This window comes from uncultured Maribacter sp. (assembly GCF_947500985.1).
In the GTDB taxonomy this organism is placed as follows: domain Bacteria; phylum Bacteroidota; class Bacteroidia; order Flavobacteriales; family Flavobacteriaceae; genus Maribacter.
This window is the reverse complement of record NZ_CANMTX010000002.1, coordinates 521923-546220: the sequence shown is the minus strand read 5'-3', so window position 1 is coordinate 546220 and position 24298 is coordinate 521923. Positions and strand designations below refer to the sequence as shown.

The following is a 24298-nucleotide window of genomic DNA, read 5'->3' as shown; positions in this document are numbered from 1 at the left end:
AATCCAAAAACTAACTTTTATAAACAGATTACTTCGCTTTGCTCGCAATGGTAAAAAGACAAGAACTTTACGATATCGCCGAAAATTGGTTTCAAGAACAAGATTGGAAACCTTTTAAATTCCAAAAGGATACTTGGAAGGCCTTTCTACAGGGTAAAAATGGACTGTTAAATGCCCCAACAGGCAGTGGTAAAACCTATGCATTGTGGTTTCCTATTGTACTGAATTACATTAAGAACAATCCTAACTATAAAACTAAACACAAAAAGGGATTAAAGGCTATTTGGATTACTCCGCTTCGAGCACTTTCTCAAGAAATAAAACAATCTGCTGAACGTATTACTTTAGATTTAGGCACACAAATGACCGTTGGCATTCGCTCTGGCGATACTTCAACAAAAGAAAGGGCACAGCAAAAAAAGCAAATGCCTGATCTGCTAATTACCACTCCAGAAAGTCTACAATTATTATTGGCTACAAAGGGGTACGATAAAATTTTCAAAGATTGTTCAGCTATAATTGTTGATGAATGGCATGAAATATTAGGCACAAAACGAGGTGTACAAATGGAACTTGCCTTATCACGGCTTAAAAATGTATCCCCTCAATTAAGAATTTGGGGCATATCTGCAACCATAGGTAACTTAGAACAAGCCAGAGATGTGTTATTGGGTATTGAGTCTAAAGCACTTGAGAATTCCGTCCTCATTAAAGCTAACATAAACAAGAAGATTACGGTAAAAAGTATCATTCCAAAAAAGATGGAAACCTTCCCCTGGCGTGGTCATCTAGGGCTTCATTTGTTAGAAGAAGTTGTACCTATTATCAACAGCAGTAAAACCACATTGCTGTTCACCAATACCCGTAGTCAATGCGAAATTTGGTTTCAGAAAATTCTTGAAAAACACCCAGAATATGCCGGTGAAATGGCAATGCACCATGGTAGTATAAATAAAGAAACTAGGGTTTGGGTTGAAAATGCCATTCGCAATGAACAACTAAAGGCAGTTGTTTGTACCTCAAGTTTAGATTTGGGGGTTGATTTTGCCCCAGTGGAAACCGTTATTCAAATTGGAGGACCAAAAGGTGTTGCCCGATTTTTACAACGCGCAGGGCGTAGCGGTCACCGTCCAGGTAAAGAAAGTGTAATCTATTTTCTACCCACGCATGCCATTGAACTTATAGAGGCTTCGGCATTACAAAAAGCAGTAAAGCAGAATACGGTTGAAGATCGCATGCCATACCTCAACAGCTATGATGTCTTATTACAGTATTTAACCACTTTGGCGATTTCTGACGGATTCTATCCTAAAGAAATCTATCAAGAAATAAAACAGACGTTCTGCTACCAAGCCCTTACCGAAGAAAAATGGCAGTGGTTATTGAACTTCTTGGTAATGGGCAGTCAAAGTTTACAGAGCTATGACGAATACAAAAAAGTAGAAATTGAAGAAGATGGCAAGTTCAAGGTAAATAATCGCGGTGTGGCGATGCGACACCGATTTCAAATCGGGACTATTGTCGGTGATGTCAATTTATCCGTTAAATACCAAAAAGGTGGCTACATTGGTTCTATTGAAGAGTTCTTTATTTCAAAATTAAACAGAGGTGATGTATTTACGTTTGCGGGCAGAAATTTAGAATTCATTCGGATAAAAGAAATGACGGTTCAGGTGAAAAACTCGAACAAAAAAACCAATAAAATTTCGAGTTGGATGGGTAGTAGACTTACCTTATCTGCTCAAATGTCAGAGTTACTTAGAAATGAATTATACAGCTCTAGCGAACCTATTAAAAATCAATCTGCAGAAATACGAGCTTTAAAACCTCTTTTTGACCGACAACGAAGAGATAGCATTGTACCCAAACCATCAGAATTTCTAATTGAAACCTTTAAAACACGCGATGGGTACCATCACCTGTTTTATCCATTTGAAGGTCGTTTTGTACATGAGGCAATGGGCAGCTTACTAGGGTATCGCATTAGTTTACTCTCCCCTATTACTTTTTCATTGGCGTTTAATGATTACGGTTTTGAGCTACTATCAGATCAACCCATAGACATTCAACAAGTTTTAGATAATGATTTGTTCACCACAGATTTTATGTTAGATGATTTGCAAAAAAGTTTGAATGCCACTGAAATGGCGCGTCGACGTTTTAGAGATGTTGCTATTATTAGCGGTATGGTATTTACCGGATACCCCAAAAAAGGTATTAAAATGAAACACTTACAAAGCAGCTCGCAATTATTATTTGATGTTTTTAGAGATTACGAGCCCGACAATTTACTGTTTCAACAAGCATTTACCGAGACTTTTGAACACCAATTAGAAGAAGGACGTTTAAGACTTTCATTAGAACGTATTGCAACACAAGAAATCGTTTGGAAGGCGTGCAATCAACCCACACCATTTTCTTTCCCTTTAATTACCGAGCGTGTGGGGCGTGAAAAATTATCAAGCGAAAAATTGGCTGACCGAATTAAAAAAATGGCTGCACTATTGATGAAGAAATAGGTAATTTTGCATCGATGACCCATTCCATTATCCTTCATAATCAAACTTTTGAAATGCACTTCTCTGGCGCTCTTTTTTGGGTAGAGAAATCAATGTTAATGATCAGTGATGTTCATTTAGGCAAAGTATCACATTTTAGAAAATACGGTGCCGCTGTACCACAACAAGCTGTACAGCAAAATTTTGATACACTAACCTCGGTAGTGAATCATTTTAAACCAGAATCGATAGTTTTTTTAGGTGATTTATTTCACTCTGCATTAAACACAGAATGGCTTCTTTTTGAACAATGGGTACAGGCTACTCCACAAGAAATAATTTTAGTAAGCGGTAATCACGATATTATTTCTCCGCTGAAATATGAAGAATTACATATTAAAGTAATTCCCGAAATGATTATAGATTCTTTTCTACTAACCCATCACCCAGAAGAACGAGATGGTCTATTCAACTTTTCAGGACATATACATCCTGCAATTAAACTTAGCGGATTAGGAAGACAATCTGTTCGATTGCCTTGTTTTTACAAAACCGAACATCAAATGATAGTACCGGCATTTGGAGAATTTACTGGCACTTACACTTTAGAACCTTGCGATGGATGTGAGATTTATGCCCTTTTAGGTGACGCTGTACTGCCAGTTCCTATAAAAGCGGTAAAAAAGAAGCGTAATTACCGAAAATAGTTCCTTTAATACGCTAAAGAGCATAACTTTATAATATAACCACAATAGCTTTACAGTTATGAAAAAGAAATTATCCGTTCTTAATTTGGCATCTGTTATTCTAGTAATTGTAGTTAATTACATTTCACAAGCATTTTCTCTCAATGATACTACCATTGGTGAGATGAGTGCTCAATATGCAAACTTGTTTACTCCCGCATCATATGCTTTTGCTATTTGGGGCCCAATCTTTTTAGGATTACTTGCTTATGGTATTTTTCAAGTAAAAAGAGCTTTTTTCAGTGATAAACCTAGTAATTTTATTGAACAAACTGGCTACTGGTTTGTCTTCGCGAATATTTTAAACTGTTGCTGGGTAATTGCATTCATGTACAATTACACCGGACTTTCAGTAGTAATTATGTTCGGAATACTGCTTTCATTAATTAAGATTATTCTAAACACCAATATGGAACGTTGGGATGCTACTATTTCGGTCATTGCATTTATTTGGTGGCCTATTTGTTTTTACAGCGGATGGATTACTGTAGCCACCATTGCAAACATTTCTGCTTTTTTAAGCAAACTAGATTGGAACGGGGGAGTATTATCAGAACAAGCCTGGACGACAAATATGATTGTAGCAGCCACCATCATAAATCTACTAATGATTTGGAAAAGAAATATGCGAGAATTCGCCCTTGTAGGCATTTGGGCATTATTCGCCATTTATGTAAGACATAACGAATCGAATATCTACATTGCTTACGCAGCAATGACGGGCACGGTAATTCTATTTATTGCCATTGCTTTTCATGCCTTCAAAAATCGAGAAACTAGTCCGTTTAAAAAGCTACAAGAACGATTACAAGAAAAGTCTTAAACCAAACTTTTTATATCATTACCCCAAGACGGATAAGAGAATATAGTAGATTTTATATCCTTATCTGTCATTTTATTAGTGATAGCTAAAGTAAATATATTGATGGTCTCACCAGCATCAGGTCCTAATAGATGTGCACCAACAATTTCGCCTGTTCTATCATTCATGATAATTTTGAAAGCATATAAAGGTGCATTTATTCTCTTGGCATTATACCAGTCAGTTGCAACCTCAAAATTTACTCTTATGTTTTTATAACGGCTACGTGCTTCTTCTTCAGAATACCCAACAGTAGCCAAATTTGGAGAAGTAAATACCACAGATGGAATTACAGGAACCTCTAACACTTTATAATTTCCATTTATAATGTTCTCTGCAACCACATAACCTTGTCTACCAGAAAGCGGAGTCAACGGTAAGTTCTTATCAGATACATCTCCACAAGCATAAACATTTGCGTTACTAGTACTTTGTAAGTACGCATTTGTTTCTACACCTTTATCGCTAAAATCAACATTGCCTTTTTCTAAATCTAAACTAGCCAATGCGGGTACACGACCAGCGGTATTAAAAAATGCTTCGGCTTCAATAGTCTTCTCCTTCCCTTTTGACTCATAGGTTAGTGTCAGTTGTTTACGTTTCTTTTTCAATGCCTTAGTTGTAGCCTCAAAAATGAAATTAATCCCAAGTGTTTCAGAATATTTCCTAAGCTCATTAACCAAATCTTCGTCAAAAGCATGCAGAGGTCTTTTACCGGTATCTATTACCGTAACCATAGCTCCAGCTCTTGCCGCCATATGAGCAAACTCCATCCCAATATAACCTCCGCCAACAAAAACAATTTTCTTCGGTAGCTTTTTTAGGTTTAAAAAATCATCACTCTCTTTAAAATGTTTCGCTCCAGGTAAAGTCAATGTTCTTGGCACCAAGCCCGTAGCAATGACAATTTTCTTAGCGATGATTTTTTTACCTTCTACCAATAAAGTATTCTTATCTAAAAAAGTAGGAGATTGATGAAACAACGTAATTCCTAATTCTATCAAATTATGCTCTGTAGAAGCAGGTATATTAGAAGTGAAATTTCGTTTGAACTTTTGCAATTGCTTCCAATCAATTTTCGCAGTCCTACTTATGCCTTTTCCCTTTAAATTTTTACTGAACTCGTAGGCTTCTATTGCACCAAGTAATATTTTCTTAGGATCACAACCTCTATTTGCACAAGTGCCACCAAATTCACGATTATCGGTAATGGCAACTTTTAAATCTTTAGCCACACAGGCTTTAGCAACTGTTTGCCCCGCAACACCACTTCCTATTACAAAAACATCAAACTCATTATCTTCCATATCACTTTTCTTTTTCTGCTACACACCAAGGTGCAACTTTTTAGAGGCAATCTGTAACCCATATTCGATAATAATGAGTCTTATCCATTTCTTAGGTATGCGTATATTTGTAAAAATTTTAAACTGTTGAGTCATTCTTCTATCCAACAACGGTATAATCAGTCTCCCCAGATAGGGAAACTGCAAAATACTATTGCCGATTCTGAAAAATCAGAATCCAAAAACATTCAATTAAAAGGTCTAGTAGGGTCATCACTTTCATTTGTGCTTACCAGTATATTCAATGCAGAAGACCGACCATTCTTGGCGGTTTTTAATGACAAAGAAGAAGCTGCCTATTATTTAAATGACCTAGAACGCCTTATTGGCGAAGACAAGGTACTTTTTTACCCAGGTAGCTACAGAAGACCTTATCAAATAGAAGAGACAGATAATGCCAATGTACTTTTACGTGCCGAAGTTTTAAACAGAATCAACTCTAGAAAAAAACCAGCGGTAATAGTCACCTATCCCGATGCACTTTTCGAAAAAGTAGTTACAAGAAAAGAATTAGACAAGAATACCCTAAAAATGAAATTAGGGGATACACTTTCTTTAGATTTTTTAAATGAAATTTTATTCGAATACAAATTTAAACGAGTAGATTTCATTACCGAACCAGGTGAATTTTCGGTTCGTGGTGGCATAGTAGATGTGTATTCTTTCTCGCATGATGAGCCTTATAGAATAGAGTTTTTTGGCGATGAAATAGACAGCATTAGAACCTTTGATGTAGAAACACAACTTTCTAAAGAAAAGGTGAAATCAATTACAATTGTGCCGAACATGGCCGACAAGTTTTTGATTGATAAAAGACAAAGTTTTTTGACCTACGTGGCATCGAACACACTTGTTTTTGCAAAAAATACCGACTATCTATATGATAGATTGGACGATTTCTTTGAAAAAGCAAAAGAAGCTTTTACAAAATTATCAAAAGACATTAAGCATGCCGAACCCGAAGAGTTATTCATGGGTGGCGAAGAATTTAGACAACAACTATCTGGCTTTACACTTTTAACTCAAGATGCTAAGCGAGATGTTATCGACTTTGTCGAATTCCACTCTAAACCACAACCTTCTTTTAATAAAAAATTCGATTTATTAATTGAGAATTTAAATAGCTATAAAGACAAAGGCTACACCAATTACATCTTTTGTGCCAGTGAGCAGCAAGCCAAACGTTTTCATGACATTTTTGAAGAGGTTAACGAACATGTGCATTATCAAATTATTGTTTCTCCGCTATTTCAAGGCTTTATAGATGATGATCAAAAACTCGTTTGCTATACGGATCATCAAATTTTTGAACGTTACCATAAATTCCATTTAAAGAATGGTTATGCAAAAAAGCAAGCCATTACATTGAAGGAAATTAACAAATTAGAGATTGGTGACTACGTAACCCATATTGATCACGGTATTGGTAAGTTCGGCGGATTACAGAAAATAGATGTTGAAGGCAAAAAGCAAGAAGCTATAAAATTGATGTATGGTGAGCGTGATATTTTATACGTAAGCATACATTCATTACACAAAATTTCAAAGTTTAATGGTAAAGATGGTGCACCGCCAAAGATTTACAAACTAGGTTCTGGAGCTTGGAAAAAAATTAAGGATAAGACCAAATCTCGAGTTAAGAAAATAGCGTTTAACCTTATTAAAATTTATGCGAAACGAAGGCTAGAAAAGGGATTTCAATATAACCCAGATAGTTATTTGCAGAATGAACTTGAGGCTTCGTTTATTTACGAAGACACTCCTGATCAAAGTACCGCTACCGAAGATGTAAAAAGAGACATGGAAAGTGAGCGACCTATGGATCGTTTAATTTGTGGTGATGTAGGATTCGGAAAAACGGAAATCGCTATTCGGGCAGCATTCAAAGCCGTTGATAATGGCAAACAAGTAGCAGTTTTAGTACCTACTACTATATTAGCCTTTCAACACCATCGTACTTTTGCAGAACGATTAAAAGATATGCCGGTAACGGTAGATTATCTAAATAGATTTAGAACTGCAAAAGAGAAAAAAGATACGATACAGCGATTGGGCGAAGGCAAGGTCGATATCATTATTGGTACCCATCAACTGGTAAACAAAAATGTTCAATTTAAAGATCTCGGGTTATTAATTGTTGATGAAGAGCAGAAATTTGGAGTTGCCGTAAAAGACAAATTAAAGTCTATTAAAGAAAATGTAGATGTACTTACATTAACAGCAACGCCAATACCTAGAACACTTCAATTTAGTTTGATGGCTGCTCGTGATCTTTCTACGATTACAACGGCACCACCAAACAGGTATCCTATAGAAAGTCAGGTAGTACGTTTCAATGAAGAAATTATAAGAGATGCCGTTAGCTATGAAATTGAACGTGGTGGCCAGATATTCTTTATCCATAATAGAATTGAAAACATCAAGGAAGTTGCAGGTATGATCCAGCGTTTGGTGCCAGATGCCAAGGTTGCAGTTGGTCACGGTCAAATGGAAGGTAAAAAACTAGAAGCGTTAATGCTTGGCTTCATGAATAGTGAGTTTGATGTTTTGGTATCGACAACTATTGTTGAGAGTGGGCTGGATGTTACAAATGCCAATACCATTTTCATAAACAACGCCAACAATTTTGGCTTGAGCGATCTGCATCAAATGCGTGGTCGTGTAGGTCGTGGTAATAAAAAAGCATTTTGTTATTTTATTACTCCGCCATACGAAGTAATGACCAATGATGCACGTAAACGTATTGAAGCATTAGAACAATTTACCGAATTAGGTAGCGGATTCAATATTGCAATGAAAGATTTAGAAATTCGTGGTGCAGGAGATTTATTAGGTGGCGAGCAAAGCGGATTCATCAATGAAATAGGTTTTGAAACGTATCAGAAAATATTAGCTGAAGCCATCGACGAATTAAAAGAAACCGAATTTAAAGACCTTTATGAGGAGGTTGAAGGTAAACATGAGAAGGTTTTTGTAAAAGAAACACAGATAGATTCTGACTTCGAATTGCTATTTCCTGATGATTATATCAATAATATAACAGAAAGACTAACGTTATATACAGAGCTGAACCAGGTAAAAGACGAAGCAGCGCTTCAAAAATTCGAAGCTCAATTAGTAGATCGTTTCGGTGAATTACCAGATCAGGCGGCAGATTTACTCAACTCGGTTCGTATAAAATGGATAGCAAATAGCATCGGTTTAGAGAAAATAGTGATGAAACAAGGTAAAATGATTGGGTACTTTATAAGCGACCAACAATCAGAATTTTATCAGACTTCAACATTTACTAGAGTTTTACAATATGTGCAATCGCATGCCCAACAATGTAAAATCAAAGAAAAAAAGACTCGAAACGGTTTACGCTTATTATTAGTTTTTGAAAATATAAGATCTACAGATAGAGCATATTTGGCATTAAAGCCTTTTGAAATTAAAGAAAAAACAACTGCATAATGGAATTTGAAATATCAGAAAAATTGGCGATGGTTCATTTAATCGATTCAGTTATTGTAGCCGATGGCGAAGTACATAACGGCGAAATTAATGCCTTAACAAAATTGATGACCATCATTGATTTTGATAGTAATTTCTTGATTCAGGCACGAAGCATCGATATAGAACAAAGTGTCAATATCTTAAAAGGTATGTCTGAGGATAAAAAGAGTAAACTAGCCCAAATATTAGAAGACGTAGCCATATCTGACGGTTATATTCATGAGAAAGAAAGTGATGTTATACGACATGTTTTCTTTGAAATAGGGCTTTCTAAAAAGGCTTAGGTCCATTTAAATTCTTAAGCAAAAACTTCTTACGTATCTTAACGGTTAAATCAATTCAAAAACATCGTTTTGAGCGAAATCAAAGTTTCATCTGAGGAAATGAAATTGGTTCTAACCAAATTGTTTCTTAAATATTCCTTCAACAAAGTACAAGCAGAAAAACTAGCTAAAATTCATACTGAAAGTACCATCGATGGTATTTACTCGCATGGTATTAATAGAGTCCCTGTTTTTATAGATTACGTCAACAAAGGTTTAATGAAAATAGACGCCATAGCAAGCGAAGTGGCTTCTATGGGAAGTTTAGAACGTTGGGATGGCAACTTAGGTTCAGGCATATTAAACGCGCTAAAATGCACCGATAGGGCAATTGACTTGGCAAAAGCACATGGCATGGGTTTAGTTGCTCTTAGAAACACTAACCACTGGATGCGTGGTGGCACGTATGGCTGGCGAGCTGCAGAACAAGGTTGCATTTCAATTATGTTTACTAATACCATACCTAATATGCCAGCTTGGGGAGGCAAAGAAAATAGAATCGGCAATAATCCCTTGGTCATTTCCATTCCTAGAAAAGAAGGGCATGTAGTACTGGACATGGCGTTATCTCAATTTTCATTTGGAAAAATGCAAAGTTTAGATTTAAAAAATGAAGAGCTCCCTTTTGATGGCGGTTGGGATTCTAATAATCAATTAAGTAAGAACCCTAAAGATATTATGGAATCTGGTAGAGCATTACCTTTAGGGTATTGGAAAGGATCAGCACTTTCTATGATTTTAGATATGCTGGCAACTTTACTTTCTGCCGGTAATTCTACTTATAAAATTGGACTAAAGAAAAACGAAACTGCATTATCACAGGTTTTCATGTGTATAGACCCTTCCAATTTCTCAGATACCCATATCCAAGAAAATTTACTAAACGAAATCATCCAATTTACCCATGATGGTCCACCAATGAAAATAGGCGACAAAACATTCTATCCAGGAGAACGAACCTTGTCAACTAGATTAAAAAATCAAAAAGAAGGCATGGTGGTAAATTCTAAAATATGGGAACAAGTACTTAACTTATAAAACTAGACTGAATCTCTTTTGTTCTAAATTCATACTTTCAAATCACTCATTCTTAATCTTACAAACATGAAAAAATTACTTTGTTTCTTTTCGCTACTTTTAATTTTAACCTCATGTAAAGAATCTACTAAAAAAGAGGTCGTTTTTGAACCAAAAGTTATTACTACAACTGCAAAGACACGAATAGATTCTGTCCTTAAAAGCTTTGTAGAAGCAAAAAACATAGCCGGTGTTTCAGCGTTAATTTTCGAAAAAGGTGAAGAAGTATACTACAATGCATTTGGTTATGCAGACATTGCTGCGAATAAACTGATGGAAAGGAACACTATTGTTCAAATATATTCCATGACCAAACCGATAACGGGAACAGCATTAATGACACTGTTTGAAGAAGGCAAATTTAGACTAGACGACCCTATCTCTAAATATATTCCGGAATTTGAGAATATGACCGTGTATACGGGAGTAGACCAAAACAATAAAGTACGTACCGAACCTTTGCAAAGAGAAATAAGCATTAGAGATATTACCAGACATACTGCAGGTTTTCCCAACCGCTATGATATACCCGGCCTTAGTACTTTAATGCAAGATGCAGATGCCCTGAACAGAGAAAACACTTTGACACAAATGGCAGAAAAAATGGGAAAAACACCATTATGGTTTCAACCGGGCACCCAATGGGAATATGGACCAAGTGTAGATGTCCAAGCTTTATTAGTAGAAAGAATTTCTGGAATTCCGTATGCTAACTATGTCCAAAAACTTGTTCTTGAACCTTTAAAAATGAACGAAACCAGGTATTACATACCTGAAAAAGACAGAGACCGATTTGCCAAGTTATATATTAGGGAAGCCGAAGGTAAGTTAGTACAAGATTCTGTCACCTATAGTAACTATACAGAACATTGGCCATTAACTAGAGGTGGATCCGGTCTTACATCCACTTTAGATAATTACATGCGTTTTGCTCAAATGCTGGTACATGAAGGCAGTTTAGATAGCGTTCAAATCCTTAAACCAGAAACAGTTCAACTTATGGCAACCAATCAATTAGCGGACAGCATTAAAGAACGTTCTTGGTTACCAAGCAAAGGGCAGGTTGGTTTTGGTATTGATTTCGCTGTTCGTGTAGCACCACCAAAAACTCCAGATGAGAATAATGGTGTCGTGGGAGAATTTTATTGGGATGGTGCTGCTTCTACCCTATTTTGGGTAGACCCAGTAAATAAATTGACTGCTGTATTATTTGTTCAGCTTTTTCCATACGATCAAATTAACCTTCATAAAGAATTTAGAGATGCGGTATATGGTCCGCACCCATTTTAACAGTATAAATCATGCATTTAAAATATGCTTGAACAACTAGTGTTAAAGACTATTAAAAATCGTGTTGTTTTTCATATCTTTCAACTCCAAAATAAATAGTATGGAGTTTGAAGAATTTGTAAAAGCAGCCTTTGTAAAGATGATTTATGAAGTTATAGCGGCTGACGGTAAAATTCACCCTGGCGAGCTAGAAACCTTAAATAAACTTAAAGACAAAATTGGTTTTGACGATGCATTTTTAGAACGCGCAAAGTTATTAGAGTACGATAATGCTTTAGTCACACTCTACAATTTACCACACGGACAAAAGAAAGCCTTAGCAGAGATCCTTGATGAAGTTGCTATATCTGATGGTGATATCCATAAAAAAGAAATGGACTTAATCATCGAAACATTCATTAATATTGGACTTGGAGAAGAAACAGAGTAATTAAAAGTATGATAGATTTTACAAAAGAAGAGAAATTAGCTGTAGTAAAAATGGTAGACTATGTTATTCTGGCGGATAGCAGAGTTGACCCTGCTGAAATGCGCTACCTTACCAAGCTAATGGACCGTTTTTCTTTTGATAGTTTCTTTGTTGGTCAAGCAAGAAATTTAAATAAGGAAAAAGCTTTTAAGATTCTAAGTTTAATGTCTTTACCTAAAAAGAGAGAAGTAGCCAAACTTTTAAACGAAGTAGCTATTTCCGATGGTTTTGTTCACGATAAGGAGCTTCTAAAAATAACTGAAGCTCTTGGTCATATGGAAATCAAAAAAGTATTTTCATAAGCTTTTCAAAATTAAAGCCCACAATTGCTTTCTGAATATTACTTTTATTGACTTTATAGTACACTCCATTACAACAGCACTTTATGTGAATTTCAAGAAACATAATAGTTCACTTTGTAATTAACATTATACATATTGGTCCGATAATTGTTTTAAAAAAAGTATGAAAGTTCTTATTAGTATTTGCCTCTTATTCATTTCATTTAGTATTCAAGCCCAAGGTTCCATTGCCGGAAACTTTTCCCCTCCTAAAGATTTCAAATGGTTGATTGCCTATGAACTAACCCCGAATGGTGAACGTTATAGCATTGACAGCGCCGTTAAAGATGGGTCATTTGAACTAGAAATGCCTTTAACCGCCCAAGCGGGAATGTATAGACTGGTATATGCCGTACCACAAGATGAGTTTTATATCGATGTCATTTACAATAAGAAAGAAGATGTAAAATTCAATTTCAATCTTAAAGATGGCTTGACCGTTACCAATTCTGAAGAAAATAAGTGGTACCGAGAATATTTTTCTAAGATAACAGCTGCGCAAGATAAACTTATAGAGTTTTATGAAAACAATAACGAGTCGAATAAAGAGTATACAAGCATTATAAAAGAATTAAATGCTATACAGACCACTTTTGAAGAAAAGCATGCTACAACTATTGCCCATAAATTCATTAAGGCGAACAGAAGTTACATTCCGTCAGAATTTGAAGATTTAGAAACATTTCTTAAAAATAAAAAGCAACATCATTTTGACCATTTAGCAATTAACGACCCAGTTCTACAAGGTTCTAATTTCTTAACCGATAAATTCTCTAGTTATGTTTTTTCGGCACTACCCACCGATATCACTACAAAAGAGCAATTAGCAATTGAGATCAACAAAAACGTAAAGACCACAGCTGAGTTTATAAAAACTACTCCAATCGGTTTTCAAGAAAGGTCTATGCATCAATTATGGAAAATAGCTGATGTAAATGATATGCCCAGCGTTCAAGATTATATTTTTAAAAACTATTTGAAGAAATTAGCAATAGCTAACAATAATCAAAAATTGGTCGATGAGCTAGAACTAGCATCTAGATTGAGAATTGGAGCAGTATCGCCAGATATTACTTGGCAGGCAAATGATAAAAAACAATCGCTTTTAGCCATGGAAGAAGCGGAGAATTATTTACTGGTTTTCTGGAGCAGCACCTGTTCGCACTGTTTAAAAGAGCTTCCTGTATTACATGAAGAAGTTAAAGAGTACGACAATCTAAAAATAATAGCTATAGGGTTAGAAGATGATGATGTTAATTGGAAAGAAGTTTCTGCAACATTACCAGGGTTTAATCACGCTATAGCATTAGGTAGATGGGAAAGTGAGTATGCACATACTTTTGGCATACAAAGCACACCTACCTATTTTATATTGGATAGTGAAAAACGATTTTTGGCAAAACCAGAATCTGATAAAGAAGTCGTAGAGTTTTTAGAAAACTAAAGCGCCTTTAAATCCTTTATGGTTTTAAATGCCATATCTACTTGAGCATCATTTACTAGAATTGTAAATTCATTTGTTGTTGAAATTACTTCGTAAAGAACAATGCCTTCCCAAGCTAACCTCTGAAAAATAAAGTAGTAAATACCAGGTACCGAAACATTTTCAGCAGGTAGTTTTACGGTTATAGATGAAAGTTCTTCTGCTTTTTGTGTACACTTTTCATCTTTAAACAGTCTCTCAACTGTTTTATCCATCACATTGCTAATTACTATGTTGATTTCGTTTACACCACGGCTAGAGGTATAGAAAACATCTTGATTATTGTTGATCTCTTCAAGCAACTTAGCTTGATGTACCAATATTTTATCTGATGCTAAAAAAGTATAATCGGTAAGCGAAGATCTTACGGTGATCTCACCAATATTCTTCAATACTTTTAGAATTTTATGGGTTGCCCTAAATTCCAAATCATCAGACAGGCGTTTCAATGCCATTACAATTGCGCCATTACGAATGTCTTTACCTAATTCATGCTCAATCTCTGGTTTCACTATTCTAGATAGCGATGTAAGATTGATGATGCCCTGTGCTAGAGCACTTTGTAAAAATGGCTTTTTCTTAATGTACTCTTCAACGACTGATGATATTGTTTTCATTTTACTATATGATTGTTGTGCAAATATAACAACTTGTTATAAATAAAACAAAATGTTTTTTAATAAATCTACTATTTTAGTAGATTACTCAGAAATGATAAAAGGCAGATTCTAAATGTTCTAGCTCAAACTCGCTCTTATTTTTAAGTATAGTTATGATATCAAAACGTACCTCAACGTCTAAGTTATTATCAGTAACATAGTGGTCGGCTGCCATAACCAATAGCTTAATTTTTTTAGGTGTAACCGTCTCAGCAATATTCTCAATAAAATTTGAGCTTCTTGAACGCACTTCAACAATTGCCAACACATCACCTGTTTTAGCAATAATATCAATTTCGGCCTTTAAGTATCTATAGTTTTTATACTTGATGACATAGCCGTTTTTTTTGAGATAATCTACCGCTATCTGCTCCCCTTCCTTACCAAATTCATTGTGTTTCCCCATGATGTAGTACGTAGATTGTGTAATTCATCGAAAAAACAGGAATTTCATCGCCTTTTTATCAATAAATCTCGTTATTTGAAATCTTATTATCGAAAATAGATAGTTTTAAATACTATACCAAATTTCGAAACGTTTAGCATAGAAGCCCCAACTCTACGAACGTAATACAAATGCCTATTTAAGAATATGGAATATTTCATTAATTGTAATACTTCTACTCTTGCTCCATATACAGCTAATTTAGATCAGCTAAGAGCAGCTCATTTATACCGCCGATTAGGTTTTAGTGCCTCAGTGGCAACTATTAACCAAGCAACGGGTCAATCTGCCAGTGCATTGGTAGATAGTTTGGTAGATGAAGCTTTGAATATGCCTGAAATAGCTACACCTGCTTGGGCAAATTGGAACAATGACAACTACCCTGCAGATAGTGATGCAAGTAATCAACTAAAAAGAGAGCAAAAATCTGAATTTCAATTGGCTTATGCCAATGGTCTTTTAAATAACAATTTAAGAGATCGGCTAAGCTTTTTCTGGAGCAATCATTTTGTTACTGAATTAGAAGTTTATAACTGTAATTCTTTTTTATATCAATATATAGACTGTCTTCAACGCAACTCTTTAGGTAATTTTAAAACCTTTACTAGCGAAATTGGGTTAACCAATGCCATGTTGTATTATTTAGATGGTGTATATAATAACGGCAACAACCCTAATGAAAATTATGCTCGTGAATTATATGAGCTATTTACTTTGGGTGAAGGCAATGGGTATACTGAAGAAGATATTATAGAAACAGCAAAAGCCTTAAGTGGTTATGTAGAACGAGGCGAAGTTGGTTGTTCAGCTGTAGCCTTTGATGCTACTAAGCATGATGAAGGTTCCAAAACCATACTTGGACAAACAGGTAATTGGGGTTATGATGATGTGATTAATATACTCTTTGAACAAAGAGCTCCAGAGATAGCAGAATTCATCTGCCGTAAATTATATGAATTTTTTGTACACCCAGATTCTAAAGATGATGCAAATAACGCACAAATAATTATCGATGGTTTGGCTGCGACATTAGTAACTAATGACTTTGAATTGGCACCAGTCCTAAGAGTATTATTTAAAAGCCAGCACTTTTTCGACGATGAAGCTATTGGAGTAATTATAAAGAGTCCGGTAGATTTCTATTTTAACACCCTAAACGAATCGGGCTTTAGTTATACAGACACGAATGTTGCCGAAATGGTCAATTACAGTGCCTTATTAAGTCAAGAAATATTTGAACCTTTTGATGTTGCCGGTTGGCAAAGAGACAGGTCTTGGATCAACACCAATTTTATGATTGGGCGTTGGCTTACCATTGAAAGCATATTAGAAGAATTCTATATGGCCGACAATGAGCAATTTAGAACATTTGGACTCGAAATATCAGGAAATACAGGTTTAACAAGCTCAAACCCCGACGAGGTTGCTAGACTAATTATAGATTTCGTTTTAACTAAGGGACTTCTAAACGAAGAAGAATATGCCAAAGCATTTGCCATATTCAGAAGTGATGTAGAAGATGTTTACTACAATGGTGGTAATCAAGAATCATGGACGCTGGCTACTTGGCAACAAGGTCCGTTTCAAGTATACCTCCTTTTTCAATATTTAGCTAGACAACCTGAGTTTCAATTAAAATAACACCTACTCTTATGTGCAACACACACCACTCCCCATTTAAAGGTCTTCAACACGAAGGTCATGATGAAGAACATAAAACATGGAGCAGACGCTCTTTTTTACAAGCAATGGGCATTGCGGGCTCAGGCTCAATGATGCTAGGTGCAAATATGTTATCGGCTTCTGCCCCATCTCCATTATCGGCGGGCATATCAGCTGCAGAAACAGATAATATCTTAATACTTATTCGCCTGTCTGGTGGTAATGATGGATTAAGTACGGTTATACCTATAGAACAATACGATAGTTATGCCAATGCAAGACCAAATATCTATATACCAGAAAGTAAAGTTTTAAAATTGACCGATGAATTTGGTGTACCATCGTACATGAGTTCTTTAGCTCCAATGTGGGAAGAAGGTCAGTTTAAAGCAGTGCATGGTGTAGGTTATGAAGGACAAAGTTTATCTCACTTTACAGGTTCAGATATTTTTGCCAACACCGACATAGAAACTACAGGATTTAGCGGTTTAAATACCGGATGGATGGGTAGGCATTTTGAAAACATGTACCCAGATTATTTAGTTAATCCCCCAGCGGCACCAGCTGCCATACAAATTGGACAGTTTGGTAGTTTGGTATTTCAAGGAGATGAAACCAATTATGCATTTGTAACTTCTAATGTTGATCAACTAGAGGAAATTGCAGAATCTGGCGTTGTCTATGGTTTAGATGATACCTTATTCAATGACTGTATGTACGGTGATCAGTTGAAATTTTTGAGAGGAGTAGCCAATACAACTTATGAATATTCTGGTATTATACATGATGCTTACACACGTGGGCAAAATCAAGTAGAATATCAAGACAATAGTTTTGCACGCCAATTGGCACTTATAGCAAGATTAATAAAAGGTAACCTTGGCACAAAGGTGTATATGATTTCAATGGGCGGTTTTGACACCCATGGTAATCAACCACAGGCACATGCCAATTTAATGACTAATTTATCTGTTGCGGTAAACAACTTCTATGAAGACATAGCCTTTACCCAGCAAGACGATAAAGTACTAAGCATGACCTTCTCTGAATTTGGACGACGAATTTTTGAAAATGGTTCTAATGGTACCGATCACGGTAAAGCAACACCGACCTTATTTTTTGGATCAGGTTTAAATGGTAGTGCATTTGTTGGCGACCACCCAACGTTAGATGACCCAGATGGACGCGGAAACTTAGAATACACAATGGATTTTAGAGATCTCTATGCTACCGTTCTAGCAGAATGGCTATGTGTAGACATACCATTGGTTGAAGCACATTTATTGAACTACAAACCGTATGTACCGGTAGACTTAGGCTTTAGTTGTAGTGGAGAGGCTTTCCCTGATATTGTATATAGTGATGGCGAAGTAACACCACCTGTGTATCCTGATGAAGAAGCAGAGACTCCGTTTAACCCAGACTTAATAAATGCTGTTGTACATAAACCTTTTTATCCAACGGATAGTACTCCACACATCTATTTAGAAATGCCATTTTCGGCACATGTAGATATTGAGCTTTTTAATATTCTTGGTCAGAAAGTCGGCACCGTTTTTAACGAAATGATGTTTGAAGGTTCTACCGAAATAAATATACGAGAGCGCATGCCCGAACAACTATCAACAGGTAAGTACATTTATCGTATTAATGTACAAAACCAAAAAATGAGTAAATCAGTGATGGTAGTTTAATCTGTTTCCCACTATGTAAAAAGCCCTATTCAATTTAATTGAATAAGGCTTTTTATTTTATACCAATTTCGATTTGTTCATTTTGGACTCAAACCTCAATTCTTTTTTTACTCTATGGTTCTTGTCTTTGTAAAGCCGCACAACATCTTCTTTACTTGTTTGTGCATCTTCTATTCCTTCATTAAATTTCTCTATGCTTTCATCAAGCTTTAACTTTCTTGAATTACCAACAGCCATAACATCTATGTTTTAGTTTATAAATAGGTATTTTCTTACATTATAACAGATTCTAAATGTTTTTAGTATAAAATATCCATGAACGACATAGTTAGACACGGTTAAAATTTTAATCTAGTAGCTTACTACTAATCTTAAGTAATTAGTAATTCTCCCTTCAAATTCAGTATTTTTGTAGCTTAATTTATTTTGATGTCCGATATTAAATCACCCTCTAGATATACGATTACTGCTGCATTACCATATACAAATGGTCCAATTCATATTGGTCATTTAGCAGGCGTTTACGTGCCAGCAGATATTTACGCTCGTTACCTAAGATTAACAGGTAAAGATGTTGCCTTTGTTTGCGGTAGCGATGAACATGGTGTAGCCATTTCAATGAAAGCAAAAAAAGAGGGTGTTACCCCAAAAGATATAATTGATAAGTACCATGCAATAATTAAGCAGTCTTTTGTAGATTTTGGTATAACGTTCGACAATTATTCAAGAACCTCTGCTCAGGTTCATCACGATACGGCTTCAGAATTCTTTATAAATCTTTATGACAAAGGCGATTTTATTGAAGAAACTACTGCTCAATTATATGATGAAGAAGCACAACAGTTTTTGGCAGACCGTTTTGTGATAGGAACCTGCCCTAAATGTGGTAATGAAGAGGCGTACGGTGATCAATGTGAAAATTGTGGGTCTAGTTTAAATTCCACCGATTTAATAAATCCGAAATCAACTATAACCGGAACTGTACCTACAACTAAAGAAACAAAACATTGGTTTTTACCTTTAGACAGATATGAAGAGTTTTTAAGAGAATGGATCTTAAAAGGTCATAAAGACGATTGGAAACCCAATGTATACGGACAATGTAAATCATGGATCGATGGCGGGTTAGAGCCAAGAGCCGTTACCAGAGATTTAGATTGGGGCATACCAGTACCCGTACCAGGTGGTGAAGGCAAAGTACTATATGTTTGGTTTGATGCACCTATCGGATATATTTCATCTACCAAAGAATGGGCAGCCCGTGAAGGAAAAGATTGGGAACCCTATTGGAAAGATGAAAATACAAAATTAGTTCACTTCATTGGGAAAGATAATATCGTTTTTCACTGTATCATTTTCCCATCTATGTTAAAGGCGGAAGGCAGTTATATTCTACCAGAAAATGTACCGGCCAACGAGTTCTTGAATTTAGAAGGAAACAAACTATCTACTTCTAAAAACTGGGCTGTTTGGCTACATGAGTATTTGGTAGATTTTCCTGAAATGCAAGATTCGCTGCGTTACACATTAACAGCAAATGCACCAGAAACTAAGGATAACGATTTCACTTGGAAAGATTTTCAAGCACGTAACAATAATGAACTAGTAGCCATTTTAGGTAATTTCATTAACAGAGTCGTGGTATTGACCAACAAGTATTACGAAGGTAAAGTACCTGCTACAGGAAGCTTAACCGATGTAGATAACGAGACACTTGAACAATTATCAAAATATCCAGTAATCATTTCTAGTTCTATTGAGCGCTACCGTTTTAGAGAAGCTGGTCAAGAACTAATGAATCTTGCTCGATTAGGTAATAAATACTTAGCAGATGCAGAACCTTGGAAGGTAATTAAGGTAGATGAAGAACGTGTAAAAACAATTATGAATGTTGCTTTACAAATTGCGGCTGGTTTAGCCGTATTAAGCGAACCATTTTTACCGTTTACTTCTCACAAGCTAAAGAATATTCTAAATATCGATTTAAACTTAAACTGGAACGACGTATCTACCAATTCAGTTTTATTATCAGCTGATCACCAAATCAATCAAGCCGAACTATTATTTAGAAAAATTGAGGATAGCGAAATTCAAGCCCAGCTAGATAAACTTGAAGCAACTAAAAAAGCGAACGAATACGAAAACAAAAAACTAATGCCGCAAAAAGATACCATAACATTCGATGATTTTTCTAAACTAGATATGCGTGTAGGTACTATTATCGAAGCTGAAAAAATGGCAAAAGCCAAGAAGCTTTTAGTCTTAAAAGTGGATACTGGCTTAGACGTTAGAACTATTGTATCTGGTATTGCAGAAAGCTTTAAACCTGAAGATATCGTAGGTAAAAAAGTAACTGTACTGGTAAACTTAGCACCAAGAGCTTTACGTGGTGTAGATAGTGAAGGCATGATTCTAATGACAGAAAATGCCGATGGTAAATTGGTATTCGTTAACCCAGATGAGGATAGTGTGGGTAATGGTGAAGGTATAAGTTAATGAAATGTCTTGGAAAAAATAGTAAAAACACCCCTTGTAAAAGAGAAGGGAAACTTAAATTTTTTTACAGATGTCACTATCATAAGCTTAAATATTCAACCATATTGTGGTTATTAATTTTCACTATAATCCCAGGTATAACCACCTATTATTCTTTTTTTTCAAACGATGCAGGAAAAGCATATGAACAATCTGTTGAAAATGGTGTGAAAATCGATGCTTTAGTAGAGGAAATACTGAGTAGAAACAAGTTAGACAATACAGCAAAAAAATTTACAAAAGAGCAATTAGACATTTTTGCTAAAAGTTTAACGGAATTTTCCAATTCAAAACTTAATACAGGTATTGCTGAATTATATTTATTGGATTACTCAAAAGCATTAAAATCATTTTCTGAAGCAATAAGTTTAGACAAAAAAAATGGCAAGGCTTATTTTTACAGGGGATTAACACTATATCAAGAAAATTTTAACCCTAGGGTCAATTCAGAGATATATTATGACTATACCAAGAAAGTTAATTTGAATAGTCTAAACAAGATGATTAAAGACTTTGGTGAATCTATTATAACAATTCCAACTTTAATAGATGCATATTTTTACAGAGGTACCCTTTATGAATATCAAGGTAAATATAAAGAAGCCCTAATTGATTTAAATTTTGCTATCAATAATAGCCCAAATGATTCTTACTATTTAAATAACCGTGGAGTAATATATTCCAATTTGGGTCATTCCAATAATGATCAACTTTCATTAATGAAAGCGTTATCAGATTTTTCTAAAGCTATTAACTTAAAGCCAAGAAAATCGCTCTACTACTTCAATAAAGGATTAGTTTATACACGTCTAGGAGATTATAGAGAAGATTTAAAATTTTATTCTAGAGCCATTGAATTAAATCCAGTGTATACGCGAGCATATTTTAATAGAGGAGCCACGTTTAAACTCTTAAAGAAATATGATTTAGCTATAGCTGAATTTGATACAGTAATAAGTATTGACAAAGATTATGAAATTGCCTATTTAGTAAAAGGAGAATGTTTTTTTGAAACGGGAAAATTCCAAGATGCTTGCGAAACATGGAAGTTTCTAGCAAAAATTAATCCAAATTATAAAACTGTATATAGAAATATAGGAGATTCCATGTTTGCATTGAAAAAATTTCAGGAAGCAATTAAATTTTATGAAATGGAATTAGCTAGAAATCCCGATGATATTTACGCTAAAACCAAACTTAAAAACACTAGCAACTATTTAAAAAACAATGGGAATTAACAATAAGAAAGTACTCGCCTACATACTTCAACACACCCAACTCCCAGAAAAAGGAATTCAAAATACTATTGAGCTTTTAAATGCAGATTGTACAATACCTTTCATTTCTAGGTATCGTAAAGAACGTACGGGCAATTTAGATGAAGTACAAGTTGGTGCTATCGTTCAATTTAAAGAACAGTTTGAAGCATTAGAAAAGAGAAAAAAAGCCATTATAAAGGCTGTTGACGAACAAGGCGTATTAACGGCTGAGCTAAAACAAAAGTTCGAAAATTCTGAAGACCTTACTCAGTTAGAGGATTTATACCTGCCATTCAAAAAAAGTAAAAAAACAAAAGCTGAAGTTGCGCGTAAAAACGGATTAGAGCCATTGGCAAAAATCATTATGGCACAACGCAATGATGATATCGAGTTTACGGCTTCTAAATACCTTAGCAAAGATGTAGAAAATGAAGATGATGCTTTAGAAGGTGCCCGTCATATTATTTCTGAATGGATCAATGAACGTACAGATATAAGAAGTTCCATAAGGTCTCAGTTAGCACGATTTGCTATTATTAGCACCAAAGTAATAGGGACAAAAAAAGATGATGAAAAGGCGCAGAAATTCCGAGATTATTTTGAGTGGAGCGAGCCTTTAAATAAATGTCCGTCGCACCGATTGCTTGCTATTTTACGTGCAGAATCAGAGAAATTTATCCGGGTTAAAATTGAGCTAGATGACGAACGTTTACTCGACAGAATTGAAAACAGAATTATAAAAACAAATAATGCCTGCGGGAAGCAAATTGAACTTGCCATTGCAGATGCTTACAAAAGGTTGCTATTTCCATCCTTATCCAACGAACTATTAAAAGTAGCCAAAGAAAAAGCAGATGATGAAGCTATTGCAGTTTTCTCTAACAATCTAAGACAATTGTTATTGGGCGCTCCATTAGGGGAAAAAAATATTCTTGCCATAGACCCGGGTTTTAGAACTGGCTGTAAAGTGGTTTGCTTAGACGCACAAGGCAACTTGGTACATAATGAAACTATTTATCCGCATGCGCCACAAAATGATGTTGCTGGTGCAATAAAAAAATTGAGTTCATTGGCTAATGCATATAAAATAGAAGCTATCGCTATTGGTAATGGTACAGCATCAAGAGAAACAGAACAAGTAGTAAAGAAGGTAATTTTCAATAATCCTGTTGAAGTATTTGTAGTAAGTGAAGCAGGAGCATCTATTTATTCAGCTTCTAAAATTGCGAGAGATGAATTCCCAAATTACGATATTACTGTTCGTGGTGCCGTATCTATAGGCAGGCGTTTGGCAGATCCACTTGCCGAACTGGTAAAAATTGACCCAAAATCTATTGGTGTTGGGCAATACCAACATGATGTTGACCAATCTAAATTAAAAAATTCTTTAGATACCGTTGTTGAAAGTTGTGTAAATTCTGTAGGAGTGAATATCAACACCGCTAGCGTTCCGTTATTGAGTTATGTTTCTGGTATTGGCCCAAAATTAGCAGAAAATATTGTTGCTCAAAGAAAAGAACAAGGTGCTTTTAAAAGCCGAAAAGATATTATGGATGTGCCACGATTAGGTGGTAAGGCATTTGAGCAAGGAGCAGCCTTTTTACGCATAAAAGATGCTGAAAATCCGCTTGACGACTCTGCCGTACACCCCGAAAGTTATGGTATAGTCAAACAGATGGCAAAAGATAAAGGAACAGAAATATTATCTTTGATTGGTAATAAAACTGTACTTAAAGAAATTGATCTACAAAAGTATTGCACCAATGAAGTCGGGCTACCTACCTTAGAAGATATTCGTTCAGAGTTAGAAAAACCAGGATTAGACCGTAGAGAAAAAGCAAAGGTGTTTACATTTGATCAAACCATTAAATCGATTACTGATTTACATAGTGGTCAGTTGTTACCTGGCATTGTAAATAACATCACCAATTTCGGTTGCTTTGTAGATATTGGTATTAAAGAAAGCGGATTAATTCATGTTTCTAACCTATCTGATTCATTTGTAAAAGACGTAAACGAACATGTACATTTACATCAGCAAATTATTGTAAAAGTTTTAGAAGTTGATGTTCAAAGAAAACGTATTCAATTAAAGTTGCATAAATAATTGA

The 24298-nt window shown here is 35.3% G+C and carries 19 protein-coding genes; 15 read left to right on the top strand and 4 right to left on the bottom strand.

Features of this window, described 5'->3' with window-relative positions:
• Nucleotides 1-47: 47 nt before the first annotated feature.
• Genes Q0871_RS05960 through Q0871_RS05950 form a run of 3 tightly spaced genes read left to right on the top strand, consistent with a single transcriptional unit; the run spans nucleotide 48 to nucleotide 4067 of the window.
• Nucleotides 48-2519, top strand: coding sequence for a ligase-associated DNA damage response DEXH box helicase (locus Q0871_RS05960; protein ID WP_299319423.1), 2472 nt, complete (start codon nucleotides 48-50; stop codon nucleotides 2517-2519).
• 14 nt (nucleotides 2520-2533) lie between these two features.
• The gene (gene pdeM, locus Q0871_RS05955) at nucleotides 2534-3205 is read left to right on the top strand and encodes a ligase-associated DNA damage response endonuclease PdeM (RefSeq protein ID WP_299319419.1); all 672 of its coding nucleotides are present in this window, start codon (nucleotides 2534-2536) and stop codon (nucleotides 3203-3205) included.
• Nucleotides 3206-3263: 58 nt separating this feature from the next.
• Nucleotides 3264-4067: a tryptophan-rich sensory protein gene (locus Q0871_RS05950; protein WP_299319416.1), complete on the top strand. Its 804-nt coding sequence runs from the start codon at nucleotides 3264-3266 to the stop codon at nucleotides 4065-4067.
• On the opposite strand, the gene Q0871_RS05945 is transcribed toward Q0871_RS05950, so the two are convergent.
• Nucleotides 4064-5413: an NAD(P)/FAD-dependent oxidoreductase gene (locus Q0871_RS05945; RefSeq protein ID WP_299319412.1), complete on the bottom strand. Its 1350-nt coding sequence runs from the start codon at nucleotides 5411-5413 to the stop codon at nucleotides 4064-4066. The genes Q0871_RS05950 and Q0871_RS05945 overlap by 4 nt on opposite strands.
• 126 nt (nucleotides 5414-5539) lie before the next feature.
• Here Q0871_RS05945 and mfd point away from each other — a divergent pair, with 126 nt between their 5' ends.
• The 7 genes from mfd (at nucleotide 5540) to Q0871_RS05910 (ending at nucleotide 13894) form a co-directional block, all read left to right on the top strand.
• A complete protein-coding gene (mfd, locus tag Q0871_RS05940; protein WP_299319410.1) occupies nucleotides 5540-8908 on the top strand; it encodes a transcription-repair coupling factor in 3369 nt (1122 codons plus the stop codon).
• Nucleotides 8908-9234 carry a TerB family tellurite resistance protein gene (locus Q0871_RS05935; RefSeq protein WP_299319407.1) on the top strand — a complete coding sequence of 109 codons (327 nt, stop codon included), beginning with the start codon at nucleotides 8908-8910 and terminating at the stop codon, nucleotides 9232-9234. The genes mfd and Q0871_RS05935 overlap by 1 nt, the downstream gene beginning before the upstream one ends.
• Before the next feature lie 69 nt (nucleotides 9235-9303).
• Nucleotides 9304-10311 carry a 3-dehydro-L-gulonate 2-dehydrogenase gene (yiaK, locus tag Q0871_RS05930; RefSeq protein WP_299319404.1) on the top strand — a complete coding sequence of 336 codons (1008 nt, stop codon included), beginning with the start codon at nucleotides 9304-9306 and terminating at the stop codon, nucleotides 10309-10311.
• Nucleotides 10312-10377: 66 nt separating this feature from the next.
• Nucleotides 10378-11640 carry a serine hydrolase gene (locus Q0871_RS05925; protein ID WP_299319403.1) on the top strand — a complete coding sequence of 421 codons (1263 nt, stop codon included), beginning with the start codon at nucleotides 10378-10380 and terminating at the stop codon, nucleotides 11638-11640.
• A 100-nt stretch (nucleotides 11641-11740) separates the two neighbouring features.
• Nucleotides 11741-12070, top strand: a complete 330-nt coding sequence (locus tag Q0871_RS05920; protein ID WP_299319402.1) for a hypothetical protein — start codon at nucleotides 11741-11743, stop codon at nucleotides 12068-12070.
• 8 nt (nucleotides 12071-12078) lie between these two features.
• The gene (locus Q0871_RS05915) at nucleotides 12079-12411 is read left to right on the top strand and encodes a hypothetical protein (protein WP_299319399.1); all 333 of its coding nucleotides are present in this window, start codon (nucleotides 12079-12081) and stop codon (nucleotides 12409-12411) included.
• 163 nt (nucleotides 12412-12574) lie between these two features.
• A complete protein-coding gene (locus Q0871_RS05910; protein WP_299319396.1) occupies nucleotides 12575-13894 on the top strand; it encodes a TlpA disulfide reductase family protein in 1320 nt (439 codons plus the stop codon).
• Here Q0871_RS05910 and Q0871_RS05905 read toward each other — a convergent pair.
• Nucleotides 13891-14550: an aspartate kinase gene (locus Q0871_RS05905; protein WP_073241969.1), complete on the bottom strand. Its 660-nt coding sequence runs from the start codon at nucleotides 14548-14550 to the stop codon at nucleotides 13891-13893. The two genes, Q0871_RS05910 and Q0871_RS05905, sit on opposite strands and share 4 nt — an antisense overlap.
• A gap of 88 nt (nucleotides 14551-14638) precedes the next feature.
• Complete coding sequence (locus Q0871_RS05900; protein ID WP_299319389.1) at nucleotides 14639-14998, bottom strand: YraN family protein; 360 nt, start codon at nucleotides 14996-14998, stop codon at nucleotides 14639-14641.
• A 186-nt stretch (nucleotides 14999-15184) separates the two neighbouring features.
• Between Q0871_RS05900 and Q0871_RS05895 the strand changes: the two genes are divergently transcribed.
• On the top strand, nucleotides 15185-16678 hold the full coding sequence (locus Q0871_RS05895; RefSeq protein WP_299319385.1) for a DUF1800 domain-containing protein: 1494 nt from the start codon (nucleotides 15185-15187) through the stop codon (nucleotides 16676-16678).
• A gap of 11 nt (nucleotides 16679-16689) precedes the next feature.
• Complete coding sequence (locus Q0871_RS05890; protein WP_073241963.1) at nucleotides 16690-18393, top strand: DUF1501 domain-containing protein; 1704 nt, start codon at nucleotides 16690-16692, stop codon at nucleotides 18391-18393.
• A 57-nt stretch (nucleotides 18394-18450) separates the two neighbouring features.
• Here the strand turns inward: Q0871_RS05890 and Q0871_RS05885 are convergent, their stop codons facing one another.
• On the bottom strand, nucleotides 18451-18630 hold the full coding sequence (locus tag Q0871_RS05885) for a hypothetical protein (protein ID WP_299319381.1): 180 nt from the start codon (nucleotides 18628-18630) through the stop codon (nucleotides 18451-18453).
• A gap of 192 nt (nucleotides 18631-18822) precedes the next feature.
• On the opposite strand from Q0871_RS05885, the gene metG reads away from it, so the two are divergent.
• From metG to Q0871_RS05870, 3 genes are all read left to right on the top strand, one after another.
• Nucleotides 18823-20889, top strand: a complete 2067-nt coding sequence (gene metG / locus Q0871_RS05880) for a methionine--tRNA ligase (RefSeq protein WP_299319376.1) — start codon at nucleotides 18823-18825, stop codon at nucleotides 20887-20889.
• A gap of 104 nt (nucleotides 20890-20993) precedes the next feature.
• Nucleotides 20994-22166, top strand: a complete 1173-nt coding sequence (locus Q0871_RS05875) for a tetratricopeptide repeat protein (RefSeq protein WP_299319373.1) — start codon at nucleotides 20994-20996, stop codon at nucleotides 22164-22166.
• Complete coding sequence (locus Q0871_RS05870; RefSeq protein WP_299319370.1) at nucleotides 22156-24294, top strand: Tex family protein; 2139 nt, start codon at nucleotides 22156-22158, stop codon at nucleotides 24292-24294. Before Q0871_RS05875 ends, Q0871_RS05870 begins: the two co-directional genes overlap by 11 nt.
• The last annotated feature ends 4 nt before the right edge of the window (nucleotides 24295-24298 follow it).